General features: G+C 74.9%; 9 protein-coding genes. 2 read left to right on the top strand and 7 right to left on the bottom strand.

Features of this window, described 5'->3' with window-relative positions; all coding sequences use genetic code 11:
* Positions 1-193: 193 nt before the first annotated feature.
* The gene (locus tag K1J57_RS08040; RefSeq protein WP_220563822.1) at positions 194-3013 is read right to left on the bottom strand and encodes a sigma-70 family RNA polymerase sigma factor; all 2820 of its coding nucleotides are present in this window, start codon (positions 3011-3013) and stop codon (positions 194-196) included.
* 191 nt (positions 3014-3204) lie between these two features.
* On the opposite strand from K1J57_RS08040, the gene K1J57_RS08045 reads away from it, so the two are divergent.
* A complete protein-coding gene (locus K1J57_RS08045; RefSeq protein ID WP_220563823.1) occupies positions 3205-3912 on the top strand; it encodes a hypothetical protein in 708 nt (235 codons plus the stop codon).
* A 253-nt stretch (positions 3913-4165) separates the two neighbouring features.
* On the opposite strand, the gene K1J57_RS08050 is transcribed toward K1J57_RS08045, so the two are convergent.
* The 6 genes from K1J57_RS08050 to K1J57_RS08075 all read right to left on the bottom strand — a co-directional run bounded on the left by K1J57_RS08050 (position 4166) and on the right by K1J57_RS08075 (position 10794).
* Positions 4166-5851 carry a hypothetical protein gene (locus K1J57_RS08050; RefSeq protein WP_220563824.1) on the bottom strand — a complete coding sequence of 562 codons (1686 nt, stop codon included), beginning with the start codon at positions 5849-5851 and terminating at the stop codon, positions 4166-4168.
* 932 nt (positions 5852-6783) lie between these two features.
* Positions 6784-7668 carry an ATPase gene (locus K1J57_RS08055; protein ID WP_220563825.1) on the bottom strand — a complete coding sequence of 295 codons (885 nt, stop codon included), beginning with the start codon at positions 7666-7668 and terminating at the stop codon, positions 6784-6786.
* A gap of 11 nt (positions 7669-7679) precedes the next feature.
* Positions 7680-9005 carry a type VII secretion integral membrane protein EccD gene (eccD, locus tag K1J57_RS08060; protein ID WP_220563826.1) on the bottom strand — a complete coding sequence of 442 codons (1326 nt, stop codon included), beginning with the start codon at positions 9003-9005 and terminating at the stop codon, positions 7680-7682.
* A 92-nt stretch (positions 9006-9097) separates the two neighbouring features.
* On the bottom strand, positions 9098-10075 hold the full coding sequence (locus K1J57_RS08065; protein WP_220563827.1) for a TNT domain-containing protein: 978 nt from the start codon (positions 10073-10075) through the stop codon (positions 9098-9100).
* 61 nt (positions 10076-10136) lie between these two features.
* Complete coding sequence (locus tag K1J57_RS08070; RefSeq protein WP_220563828.1) at positions 10137-10430, bottom strand: pore-forming ESAT-6 family protein; 294 nt, start codon at positions 10428-10430, stop codon at positions 10137-10139.
* Positions 10431-10464: 34 nt separating this feature from the next.
* Positions 10465-10794 (bottom strand): hypothetical protein, encoded by a 330-nt coding sequence (locus tag K1J57_RS08075; RefSeq protein ID WP_220563829.1) that lies wholly within the window; start codon positions 10792-10794, stop codon positions 10465-10467.
* Between the two features lie 206 nt (positions 10795-11000).
* Between K1J57_RS08075 and K1J57_RS08080 the strand changes: the two genes are divergently transcribed.
* Positions 11001-11387, top strand: a complete 387-nt coding sequence (locus K1J57_RS08080; RefSeq protein ID WP_220563830.1) for a hypothetical protein — start codon at positions 11001-11003, stop codon at positions 11385-11387.
* Positions 11388-13046: the final 1659 nt, after the last annotated feature.

Raw genomic sequence — 13046 nt, forward strand, 5'->3', positions numbered from 1 at the left:
ACATCGCCCCCTTCCCTGTTGACTCTGGGGCCATATCCATGACCGGGGCACAGCCTAGCCAAGTCTGTATGGTTTTGCGTGCTCCTTGTGAACACGGACAGTCACGGTTGGGAGAACCGGCTGTGAGGAAACCCGCGGAGAGGCGCCCGCGGGCGCCTCTCCTGGTACCGGCTCCCGTTGCCGGAGCGGGGTTTCAGGTCCGCATCGGGGCCACCAGGGCGACCACTCCGGCCAGCACCGCGTCCTGCTCCGACAGGATTCGGATGTCCGTTTCCCTGCCCAGCACGGGGGCGAACCGGACGACGTCGGTGCCGAAGGCCAGCGGGTCCCCCGACGCGCCCCGCGCCGACCCCGCGAACACGTTGCCGGCCGTCCCGTGGCCGTCCACGGGCACCGCCGTAGCCGCGTCCACCGTCACCCGGTCGCCGCCCAGGTCCGCGTCGCCCTCCCAGGCGACCACGTCCACCTGCGCGGGGACCGACGCGGGCAGCAGGCCCGACACCGGGAAGCGCAGCCCCGACGCGTCGTGGAACACCGCCCCGGTCTCGTCCAGGACCATCGCCTGGTTGTAGGAGCCGATCGACGGGTCCTCCAGAACGACCACCAGGCTCCAGCCCGCGTAGAGGGCGCGCCCCTCCATCGCCGGGACGTCCGCGACCCACCACTGGCCGCCGCCCTGGGCCCGCACGATCTCGGTGACGTCGGCGAACGCCTGGTAGGCGGGGAAGCCCGGCAGCTCGGCCGAGCGCACGTCGGTGGCGGTGACCGTGTGGTAGACGTCCTGCGCCGGACCCTTGATCCGCGCGGTGTGCGAGCCGTGCGAGCCCGCCGCCGAGAAGTACAGGCCCGCCCAGCGCACCCGGCCGCCCTCGGGCAGGGCCCAGGTGGCGGAACTGGAGGCGGTGGTGGTGGGGTTCCAGTCGTCGTCGCGCGGGGCCATCACCCAGTTGTCGTTGTCCCGGGCGTCCCCCAGGCGCTCGCGCGCCTGGGCGCACGGGCCGTCCGCGGGGGGCTCCTCCGGCTCGGGGGTCGGTTCCGGAGTCGGCTCCGGGTCGTAGCCCGGCGAGGTCCGGTCACCGGATTCCGTGACCGCATCGTCATCGGTCCCGGCCTCCGGCTCCGACGGGGTCACCTCCGGCTCGGAGGGCTCACCGGCCCCTTCCGGCCCGGGGGCCTCCGGCGTCCCGGACAGGGGGCCGTCCGGACCGAGGCCGGGCAGGCCCGGCGCGGCCGGGTCCGGCTCGCGGGGGGCGCGCGCCAGATCGGCGTCCTCCTCCGGGGGGGCCGTCGGCTCCGGCGAGGGCTCGTGACCGGGCTCGGCCCCGGGGGCGCCGGGGCGGCCCCACCACGGCCAGGGCCACCGGTCCTCCGGCTCGGTGCAGGTCATCAGGGAGTTGCCGACGGTCTCCACCGCCACCCGGCCGGCCGTCGCGTACCGGGCGGGCACGCCCTCGGCGGTGACGCCCCGCTCCCCCGTGGCGGCCGCGCTCACCGTGCCCGACGACACCGTCGCCGAGGCGGGCACGTCGAGCCGGGCGTCCGGGGAGACGGTCACGTCGAAGAAGTAGGTGCTGTTCTCGCCCGCGCCCATCGCCGGGCGCACGCACTCGCCGCCGTCGGAGTCGGCCGCGCAGCTCCAGTCGCCCTCGCCGTCGGCCATGCGCACCGCGTTGCCCGCGCCGCCCGAGGAGACCATGTCCACGCCGGGGGGCAGGGTGATCATGGCGACGACCTCGGCGAGCGTGGGCGCGCCCAGGTTGCGCACGTCCAGCACCATGATCCCGGAGCCGCCCGGGACCAGCGCGCCCACCGGGTCGATGCCCACCGCGAACAGCGCCTCGGGGGCCTCCTCCGCCGGGACCTCCTCCTCGGGGACGTCCGCGGGCGGCACCGCCGGGGGCGGGTCGGGCTCGCCCGGGCGCGGTGGGGACTGCGGGTCCGGGTCCCGGGGGTCGGCGAACGGGGCGGCGGGCGGGGCGCCCGGAGCCCGGGGCGCCCCGGGCGGGGTGTCCGGGTCGGGCGCGGCGGCGGGCGGCTGCACCACCGGGGACCAGGGGTCCGGGGCGGCCTCGTTCTCGGGCGGGACCGGGGTCTGGCCGGCCACCAGGGCCAGCGCGGCGGCGACCGCCACTCCGGCCGCGGCGACACCGCCCGCCGTGGCCTGCTGCTGGCGGCGCGACATCCGACCCCACCAGGCCCCCGTGGCCGCACCGCCCGGGGTGAGGGCCAGGTAGCCGGTGGCGCCGACGCCGACGACCAGGGGCAGGACCACCCCGCGCAGGCCGACGTTGACATCCATCAGCTCCGCGTACACCTCGCGGCAGTCCGCGCAGCCGTCCAGGTGCTTGTCGACCTTGCCGGTGTCGCGCTTGGACAGGCCGCCCCGGACGTACCCGCCGAGCAGGCCCACCGTGGGGCGGCAGGCCTCGGCGACGGTGCCGCCCGCCAGGTGCATCTGGAGGTAGGCCTGGCGCAGGCCCTCCCGGGCGCGGTAGGCCAGGGCCGCGACGCCGTTCGGGTTCAGGCCCAGGATCGCGGCGGCCTCCGAGGGTTTGGCGCCCTCGATCTCGGTGTGCCACAGCACCGCCTGCCAGCGTTCGGGCAGCGAGAGGAAGGCGCGGGCGATCAGCGAGCGCTCCAGGCCCTCCAGTGCGGGGTCGACGAAGGGGACGCCCGGGTCGAGGCTCTCCATGTCGTCGGTGACGACCTGGCGCTTCTCCCCGCGCCCGCGGTCGTAGGCGGCGTTGCGGACCGCCGTGAGCAGGTAGGGGCGGAACGAGTCCGTCGGGCCCTTGCCCCGCTGGATGACGCTGAGCACCCGGGTGAACGCCTCGGCGACCGCGTCCTCCACCTCGGCGTCACCGCGCAGCAGCTGCCGGGCCAGGCCGCGGGCGCAGGCGGCATGGCGTTCGTACAGCACGGCGTATGCGGAGGTCTCGCCCTCCCGCACACGGCGGATGTACTCGGCGTCACCCGTCAGTACCTCGGTGTGGTCAGCCTCGGCGTCGGACACCCGAACGTCCCTTTCTCATGTGGGATGGGGGCCGAAGGAGTAGGGGTTCCCGGCCTGCGAAAAAACACGTCAAAGAAATATCCCGTATCCGCGTCATCACCGCCACCGATCTCCGTAATCAGGGTGAGAGCGCGCGGAAGGGCCTGTTGCGGGGGCACGGGCCCGACCGCGCGCCGGGAGGGGAGGAGAGCATGGCCGAGACGGACACCGTGGCGGTGCGCGGACTGCGCGCCCCGTGGGAGCGCAGGAGCCGGGAGACCGGTTGGACGTCGCCGGAGGACTGGTGGACGCCGACCGTGGACCTGGTGTGCGCGGCGTTCCTCACCGGCGGGGACCTGCCGCAGGCGTGCGCGCGGCTGGGCCAGGCCCGGGCGCGCGCCGGGCTGGGGATCGGCGAGAGCCTGACCGACCTGGCGGCGTTCACCGAGGTCGCCGGGTGGTGCGACCCTCCCCTGGAACTGGTCCGGGCGCTGGCCGAGGGCTGGGCCGAGGCCGGGCGGGACCGGGAGACCTGCCTGGACCCGCTCACCGGGCTGGGCACACCCGAATACCTGCGGACCCGGCTGGGCGAGCTGTACCGGAACACGGACGGGACGGGGCACCGCCTGGTCGTGGTGCTGCTCGACCCGGCGCTGGACCCGTGGCGGCGGGCGGCGCGGATGATCGTGCTCGCGTACGAGCTGTCGCGGTTCTTCACCCGCGGGGAGTCCGTCTGCGTGCTGGGGCGGGGGCGGATCGCGGTCCTCGCCCTGGACCGGCCCGACCTGGACGGCGAACTGGACCGGCTGCGCAGCGGAACGGGCTGGGAGCACGGGGCGGCGGTATGGGCGACGCCGCTGCCCGCCACGCACCAGGGGGCGCTGGCGCTGATCGACCGGTTGGGGGGTCGGTCGCCGTGACCGTATGAGCGCCGCCCCGTGCCGCGTGGCCCGCCTTGAGGGGGGCTGGGCCCGGCGCGGGGCGGTAGGGCCGACCTGGTTCCGCTGAGGGGACGGACCGGGGCGGCCCCGCCGGGCGACGACCGCGGACCTTCTGGCCCCGAGGGGCGGTCCGCGCCGTCCGGCGACGGGGGCGCCGTCAGGGCGCCCCGGGAGGCGCGTCCACTGGGGAGGTGGGCGCGCCTCCTTCGTCGCGTGAACCGATGACGGGACCTCAGCCGGGGTTGACCCGGCCGCGGGTGACGGCGAAGACGGTGCGCTTCCACACCGAGGTCGGCACGGGCTTGACGGCGGCGAGGCGCTGCTCGTAGCCGCCGGGCGCGGCGTACAGCGAGGCGAAGGACTCCGCGCCCCGCCCGGACAGGAACGCGGACGCCGCGTCGCCGGTCCCGCCGGCCGCCCCCCGCTCCGACAGCACCCCGGGGACCCCGAGGTACCCGGCCGCGGACCGGCCGCCCGCCGCCCGCGCGCCGGAGTCCTCGGCGGGCACCGCGGTGCGCGGCCGCACGCCGGCCTCCGCTGCGGGGGCCACGGGGCCGGGACGCCCGTCCGCCGCACCGGGCGGCACGACGGGCGCCTGCGCCGCCGAGGACTCAACCGCCCCGGGCAGTGCGGCCCCCTCGGAACCGCGCGGGTGCGGTGCGGCGGGGCCTGGTCCTTCGGCGACCGCTCGGGCGGCGTCGATGGCGGCGATGGCCTCGGCGTCCAGCCGGACCGTTTCCCCCGCCGGGTCCCGGTCGGTCGGCGCCTCCACAGGAGCGGCCTCGGCCTCCGACACGGAAACCCCGGACTCCCAGGCCACCGCACGAGCAGCCTCAACAGCCGCCCAACCCTCCGCATCCGACCGGACCGCGTCCTCGACCGGAACCGCCTCGCCCGACACCTCCGCACGGGCGGCGTCGACGGCAGCGATGGCCTCAGCGTCCAGACGGACCGTTTCCCCCGCCGGGTCCTGGTCGGTCGGCGCCTCCACAGGAGCTGCCTCAACCTCCGGCACAGAAGCCCCGGACTCCCAGGCCACCGCACGAGCAGCCTCAACAGCCGCCGAACCCTCCACACCCGAACGGACCACGTCTTCATCCGGCACCTGACCGGTCGCCACCTCCGCACGGGCGGCATCGACAGCGGCGAGGGCCTCAGCGTCCAGACGGACCGTTTCCCCTGTCGGGTCCCCAGTGGTGGCCTGCGGCTCGACGGCGGTCTCGGGCTCCTCCGCGACCGCGGGCGCACCGGCGTCGGCCGCCGTGTCCTCGACCGGTGCGGCGGCGGGGCGCCCGTCCTCCTCCGGGGCGAACAGCGACACCCCGCGGTACAGCAGGGACTCCTCGCGCTCGGGTGCGCGTTCGGGCTCGGGCGTCTCGGCCGCAGGCTCCTCCTCGGGCGCGGCGCCGTGCCGGGGCTCCTCCTCTTCCCCCTCCTCCTTCTTCTCCGCGCGGGCACGCCGGTCGGCGCCCATGACCAGGAAGACGTCCGTCTCCTCGGCGTCCGGGTCGGCGGCCTCCTCCTCGCCCAAGACGTTGACGACGCTCGGGTCGGCGGGGCGCGGCGGGCCGACCACACGTGGAGCGCGGGTCCAGCCCTCGGCCGGGGGCGCTTCCGGCCGTGGTCGTTCCGGGGCGGGGGCAACAGGTGGCGCGACCGAGGCCTGGGGCCCCGGAACGTCGTACCGGGGTTCCGGGCGCGGGGGCTCAGAAGTCCGGTGTTCGGGGCGCGGGGGCTCGGGGGTCCACGGCGGGGCCTCACGTTGGGGCATGGGCGTGCCGCTGAGGAAGGCCTCGACGACCGAGTCCTGCGCGAAGGTCCGCGGCGGCTGCTGCGGGCCGGAGGCCTCCTCGGAGTACGGTGCGGGCGGCAGTCCCTCCCAGGACTGCTCCCGCTCGAACTGCTGCCGTCCCGGCACGAAGCCCTGGTGCCCGTGCGCGCCAGGGCCTCCGCCCTGCGCGGCGCCACCCGGGTAGGGGGTGCCCTGAGCCTGCTGCCCGCCCGAGGGACCCGCCCATCCGGACTGCTCGCCCGAGGGGGAGCCCCGGCCCGCCTGCCCGTAGGGGCGGCCCGGTCCACCGGGCCCCGCGGGGCGCTGCGCACCGGACGGATCCCCCCAGCCCGGCTGCGCACCGGAAGGAGCGTTCGGCTGCGGGTGGTCGGAGGCGGGGAACCAGCCCTGCTGCGCGCCGGAAGCCGGCCCGCCCGAAGGGGCACCCGGCGCCGGCCGACCGTCGGGGGGCGTGCCCGGGCCTGCGGCCGGTGTGGGCCGACCGCCCGAAGGCGCACCCCATCCCGGCTGTGCTCCCGAGGGGGCGTTCGGCTGCGGCCGCCCCTGCGCGGGGCCCCAGCCCGGCTGTGCCCCGGAGGGTGTGTGTCCCTGTTCGGCACCCCATCCCTGCTGCGCACCCGACGGAGCTCCCGGAGCAGGCCGGCCGCCCGAGGGAGCTCCCCACCCCGGCTGCGCACCCGAGGAAGCATCCGGACGCGCGTGCTCGGACGCCGGGAACCAGCCCGACTGCGCACCGGAAGGCGTATGCGGGTGCCCCCGGTCGGCGCCCCACCCCGGCTGCGCACCCGAAGAAGCATCCGGACGCGCGTGCTCGGACGCCGGGAACCAACCCGACTGCGCTCCAGAGGGCGTGTGCGGGTGCCCCCGGTCGGCGCCCCACCCCGGCTGCGCACCCGAAGAAGCATCCGGGTCCGGTCGGCCGCCCGAGGGCGCACCCCATCCCGGCTGCGCACCCGAGGGGGCGTTCGGATCCGGTCGGGCGTAGGCCGGGGGCGGGATGTCGGGTGTCCGGGGGCTCGGCTCCCCCTCGTCGGGTTCCGGGTTCTGCTCGTACCGGTTCATCGTCCGCTCCCCGTGCTCGGGCCGCCGTCGATCGCTCGGTCCAGGGCCGCCAGCGCCACCGTCTGCACCAGCCGGTGCGTGCTCTCCGCGATCCGGCGCGGCAGCACCTCCGTCCCCTGCGCCAGGTGGCGGTCGTGCGGCAGGGCGATCACCTCCGCACCGCTCTCGGCGATGATCTTCGCGGTGCGCGCCACGTCCAGTCCCCGGTCCTCGCCACGTTCCTGGTCGAAGACCACCACCACGGTCCGCTCCGCCTCCCGAGCGCGTCCCTCGGCCGCCATCACGTCCAGTTCCCGGCCGACCCGCAGCACCGCGTCGCGGGTCGCCCGCACCACCCGCACCCGCGCGTGCGCGCCCGGCGCCACCGTCTCCAGGAAACCCCCGCCGCGCTCCCCCACCACGAGGGTCACCCCGAAGAACCGGGACACCGGCAGCAGCCCCGACGCGTAGGCGTTGGCGTCGACCGGGTCGGTGCGCGCCGTCCACAGCCGGTCGGTGACCTCCCCCAGCCCCTCGCACACCGTCTCGAAGGTGCCCGGGTCGGCCTGCGCCAGGTCACCCGGGCCCGCCGCCCCCAGCCGGGTGGCCAGCGACGGCTCCCGCCCGGTGGCGTCCACCGCCAGCACCCGGTCGTGGCGGAAGTGCGCGAGCGCCCGGGCGATCAGCGCCGCCACCACCGCGGCGTCGGCGCCCGTCCCCAGGTCGTCCACCGCGATCCGCCGGCCGGTGGCCGTGGACCGCTGGAGTCCGGCCCCCAGGGCGATGGCGCGGGCCACCTCGTCCACCGGGCGGAACGGCCGCAGCACCGCCCGCCCCATCCGGCGCGCCCACCGGTCGCCGGAGACCGGTGCGACGCTCTGCCCGACCTGTTCGGTGTTCATCGGTCCCCCGCTCAGAACGTGCCGAGGAGGCGCTGGTAGGTGCCGAACGCCCCGATCGCCAACGGCACCAGCACCACGACGGCGACGGCCTCGAATCTGCTGGTGACCCCGCGCAGCCGGGCCCGCACGTGCTCCGGCTGCTCCGCCGACAGCACCACCACGGGGATGGCGGCGACCGCCACGGCGATGCCCAGCGCCGGCCACACACCCCACGAGTACGCCTGCGTCCAGGAGAACAGGAACGCCGCCAGCACCACCAGACTCGCGGCGGTGAGCGCCGCCTTCTGCGCCACCAGCGGGAACAGCCGCGCCCGGCTGGCCACCACGATGGCCAGCACCGTGGACAGCCCGGCCGTCCACGGGTCGAAGTGCGTGGCCAGCCCGATGCCCGCGGTCGCGGTGGCCACGGCCACCGCGAGGGTGGCGATGACGAGGCTGCGGTGCGCACCCGCCACGGAGGCGAGCACGTCGCCGCGGGTCACCGGGTCGCCGGAGCTGCGCCTGTCGTCGAGCACGGCCAGCCCGGAGAACATCAGGGCCAGCCGCAGCAGCAGGCTGAGCAGCACCACGCACGCCACGGTCATGACGGCGGCCACCTGGTACGCGGGCAGTCCCAATGCCGCGGCCGCCGACCACACGACGGCCAGGACCAGGCCGGTGCCGCCGCCGGTGAGCCCGCCCCGGCCCAGGCCGGAGGTGAGGCCGAGCAGCAGGACGAGCACGGCGATGAGGGCGGCGAGCCCGCCCCAGCGCGCCCACTCGGGCCACCCGAACAGGTCACAGGCCAGCCACAGGGTGAGCCCGCCGACGGCCGCCCCGGTGATGGACAGCGCGGTGCCCAGCGCCTCGCGCCAGGTGGGGCCGATGGCCGCCCCGGCCACCATGAGCAGGGCGGCGGCCACGGCGAGGCCGATCATGCCGCCGGTGGAGGGGGCGTACAGGTGCGCGGTCCAGGCGCCGGTGAGGGCGAGCGCGACGAGCGACCCGGTCGCCGTCCATCTGGCGGCCACGGGGTTCCAGCGACCGCTGTGGTCGTCGATGGCCTTGGACACGGCCTCGGGCACCTCGTGGACGACCGGTGCCGGCACCGGTTCCTCGGCCCGGACCAGCCGCAGCACCGCGCCGTCGGTGATCTGCCGGTCGGCCAGGGTGGCCTCGCCGTCCAGGACGGTCCCGGACGCGGTGACCAGGTGGCGCAGTCGCGCCGGGTTCTCGACGGGGTCGCCGAGGAGTTCGAGCACCTCCGGCATGAGCGCGCCCACGGGTTCGCCCGCGGGCAGGACCGCGTCCACCCTGCGCTCCTCGCCGACGAGCGTCACGCGGCTCCAAGCGGTCATGGCCTTCCCATCCTGCTGTGTTCGCTGTTCTGCGGCCGCGCCGGGCGCGGTGTCGTTCCGGGCTCCGGGCACGCGGGCCCGGCGGGTCGGGGTCAGGCCGGCACATCGGTGACGGCGACGCGTTCGACGTAGCCGTTGCCGATGAGCCAGCGGAGAGTCGGCACGGGCGGCACCTCGCCGAACCCGGCCGTGTCGAGGGTGAACTGGAGGCCGCCGCCGGGCGCTCCGCCGTCGGCGGACGCGGTGGTCGCGGTCACCTGGAAGGGGTGGATCACCCGGTAGCGGTGGTAGAGCGGGGCGCCGTCGGCGTCGGTGCGCGCGTACTCGGGGAGCCCGCGCTCGGCGAAGGGGGTGCCGTCGGGGTAGAGGCGGCGCCCGCTCTCCTGGCCGAAGGCGTCCACCACGTCGCCGGGTTCGAGGGTGTGCAGGTAGGAGCCGCCGCTGCGCTGTTCGAGGTTCTCGCGGATCTCGGCGACGAGCTCGGTGGTGGCCTCGGTGATCTCGGCCTCCTCGGCGGTGCCGAGGCGCTGCGGGTCGTCCTCGGTGGTGGCGAGCTCCCGGTGGAGCCAGCGCGCGGCCTCGTCCTCGGTGCTGAACTCGGGCCCGGGGCGGCCCTGGTCGTAGTCGATGACGGACACCGCCATGTAGCCCTCCTCGTCCTCGGTGACGAGGTAGTAGCTGTCGACGGTGCCGGGTTCGGGCCGCGGGTCCCCGGGGAGCACGTAGAGGCTCTCGGGGACCCCGGCCGCGTCGAGTTCCGTACGGAGCTGGTCGAAGCCGACCTCGGCTCCGACCCAGGCGCCCGGCGTGGACGGGAGCGCGCGGTTGGCGGGGCCGGAGGCCTCCTGCTCCCGCTCGATGCGCTGGGCGCCCAGCTGGTGGCTGACGAACGACCAGCCGACCGTCCCGCCGCAGACCACTGCGGCGAGGCAGGCGCTGATCATCACCTTGGCGATGTTCTCGTCGAGGCGACGCCGGGTGCGCTGCCCGCCGAAAAGCACCGCCTCGCGCAGTCGCTGTCGGCGTACGGCGACGGACTCCAGCAGCTGGCTGTCGTAGTCGCGGGCCACCCGTGCTCCTCGTCGGTTCTCGTTCCCTTCCGGTGCCCGGTTCAGGGGCCCGGATGCGGCGTCAGATGTTCTGGACCGCGGAGTTGGCGCGGCTCAGGGTCTCCTGTGCGGTGGAGTCGTTGGTCTCGAGGGTCTCGCGGACGAGCCGGATGATCTCCCGGACCTCGTTGGCCGCGTTGTGCCACTTGAGCTCCTTGCCGCTGTACTCCTCGGAGACACCGGTGGCCTCGAACTCGGCCATGGCGGCGCTGACGTCGGTGTCGCGCTCGCCGATGATGGCCTCGAGCCTGTTCATGATGGTGTTGATGTTGCCCTGGGCCTCCTGCGAGGCCCCGACGTCGTAAGCGTTCTTCATCTGGAAGCTCCTCGGGGGTTCGGGGACCGGCGGATCAGCGGAACTTGGCGGCGTCGAAGTTGGCCGCGCCCATGTTGGCGTTCGCGTCGTCGGCCATGGTGTCCGAACCGCTGACGAACGCGGTGTTCATGCCCTCCTGGCCGACCTGGATGGAGCCGAGCCCGGCCCGCAGGTCCGCGGTGATCTCGTCGGTCCGGGACTTGAAGGAGTCGAAGGCGCTCTTGCCCGCACCGTCGAACTTGCCGACGAGCGGCTCGGCCGCCTGGACGAGTTGCTGGATCAGCGAGCTGAGCTCATCGCCCGAGCCCGAGGTGTTCTGCCCCAGAGTGGCCAGCGTGGTGTCGCCCATTTCCCAACGTGACATCCGTTCACCTGTTCTTTCTCGGGGGTCCTCGCGAAGCTGTCGCCTCGTAGAAGGAGGATGCACACAGCGTGCCGACAGTTCAGAAGAACGACCGCGGAGCCGCACAAGGAACCCGGTAGCCCCTATAGGGAGGATCTGCATACTACAAGCGGTCACGGTCGGGGAAATAGACATGTCGGCGACCTGTGGACAAAGGGGTGGCGGCGGTGAAGTTCGAGGTCGTGGAGCCCGAAGACCAGGACGAGGCTCCGGAGGGCGAAGACGCGCAAGCGGCCGCGGGGCCGCCCGCCCCGGCGGATCCAGGGACCGGGGAACCGGCGTCGGACGACCCGGCGCGCCATCGGATAGAGCGCATTGCCGAGCGAACGAATTCGCAGGTCAAAGCGGATATCGCAACGGCCCGGGCGGCATTGGGGAAACTGTGGTCGACGATCGCCGAGAAGGATCCGCTCGAGAGTGATTCGCGTCACATAGAGCCGCTGGACGACGCCGAGCCTCCGCCGATCTTCCGCCCCTCCGCCTTCTCCCCCGCCCCACGGCCACCCGCGGACGACGGGGGCGGGCCCGGCGGGGACCACGCCGCGCGACCCTGAGCGCCCCGGGCTCCTGGGGCTCCAGCCACAGCCGGCGCAGGGGCGGGGGCCGGGACCGGGGGCGATGGGTACCCCGGCCGCAGTAGGCCAAGGCCCCGCACACCCACGAGCCCTGCTCACAGGGACGCACCGTGTCCTTTCAGCCACCCATGTTCTTTCAACGCTGTGATGGGTGACGGGCGGGTCTGTCCGGGGCCCAGCCACTACCGGAGGGCGGATCATCTCCTTCGACCCCAGAGGGTCGAGATGAGCGCTCCCGCCGTCCCGGACACCCGGAGGTGAGGGCCGCGCGTGACTGCGGGTCCTGGCCGCAGGGGGTCGTCCACCCGACCGGAGTGGCCCGTCGCAGCAGGAAAGCGAACCACCACCTCCACCGCAGGGGGTTATCCGTCCAACCGAGGTGGCCGGCCACAGGCGGAGGCCATCGCAGCACCTCCACCCCAGGGGGATCCCCACCCGACCGGGGTGGCCCGCCACACCTGGAGGCCATCGCAGCACCTCCACCCCAGGGGGATCCCCACCCGAGGGCTGGCCATAGCCGGAGGGCGTCGCAGCGCCTCCGCCCCAAGGGGTTTCCCACCCGACCGGGGTGGCTGGCCCCAACCGGAGGGCATCGCAGCACCTCCGCCGCAGGGGGTTTCTCACCCGACCGGGATCTCCGCCACAGCCGTGTCAGGCCAGTGGGGTCCCTGGCCATAGGGGGTCTTCGCCGAGGTAGTTGTAGGTTTCCAAAAGGCCGGCCGCTTGGGAACGGCGGTCCGCACCGGGTGGGCCCGGCCCCGGCCGCAGTCGGTGTCCGGCAGACCGCCGGGGGGAATCGTTGGGCGCACGTGGCGGGTGGTGGGGGTGTGACTGCCGGAGCCGGGTGCACCCGGAGCGCGCACACCCGCACCGCCTGGAAAGGTTGGGGGCGCCGGCGGCGGTGAGGACGCTCCACGCAGCCGCCTACTCCCGCACGTAACCGCGGTACGGACGGGAGTGAGGGTGAAAGCCGCACGCACCCGCGACCCCGGCCCCAGACCGGGCACAGGACCGCGGCCCTGGCCGCAGGGGGTGTGAGCTGTGGGTACTCGCGGCATCAGCCAGAGGGGGGTTGGGGAGGAAGGACCGTAACCCCCGCCCCAGGGGGTGTTGCCGCACGTATCCGCAACCCTGGCCACAGCCCGGGCACCGGATCGCGACCTCCACCCCAGGGGGTGTGAGAAGGAAGGACCGCGACCCCCGCCTCAGGGGGTGAAAGCGGCACGTACCCGCAACCTCGGCCCCAGGTCGGAGGAAGAACCGCGACCCCGGCTACGGCGGGGGCAAGGTACGCGGTCTCTCCTCCGGGCCTGGGCGGGGGTCGCGGACACGTGCACGTTCCACCCCCTGCGGCGGGGGCGCAATCCTTCCTCCCCAACCCCCACGGGTTGATGCCGCGGGCACCCGCGGCCTTCACCCCCAGGGCGAAGGTTCGCGGTTCTTCTTCCCCCACCCCCTGGGGCCCGGGGCTGTGGGTACGCGCGGCTTTCACCCCCCGGGCTGAGGTGTGCGGTCCTGTGCCCGGTCTGGGGCTGGGGTTGCGGGTACGTGCGGCAACACCCCCTGGGGCGGGGGTTGCGGTTCCTCCTCCCCACACCCCCTATGGCTGGGGACTGTGGGTGCGTGCGGCTTTCACCC

It is taken from the genome of Nocardiopsis sp. MT53 (genome assembly GCF_019598965.1).
Lineage (GTDB): Bacteria > Actinomycetota > Actinomycetes > Streptosporangiales > Streptosporangiaceae > Nocardiopsis > Nocardiopsis changdeensis.

Coding starts and splice junctions, on each gene's coding strand:
- K1J57_RS08045 (WP_220563823.1), top strand. CDS start 3,205: ATGGCCGAGACGGACACCGTGGCGGTGCGCGGACTGCGCGCCCCGTGG.
- K1J57_RS08055 (WP_220563825.1), bottom strand. CDS start 7,668: ATGAACACCGAACAGGTCGGGCAGAGCGTCGCACCGGTCTCCGGCGAC.
- eccD (WP_220563826.1), bottom strand. CDS start 9,005: ATGACCGCTTGGAGCCGCGTGACGCTCGTCGGCGAGGAGCGCAGGGTG.
- K1J57_RS08070 (WP_220563828.1), bottom strand. CDS start 10,430: ATGAAGAACGCTTACGACGTCGGGGCCTCGCAGGAGGCCCAGGGCAAC.
- K1J57_RS08075 (WP_220563829.1), bottom strand. CDS start 10,794: ATGTCACGTTGGGAAATGGGCGACACCACGCTGGCCACTCTGGGGCAG.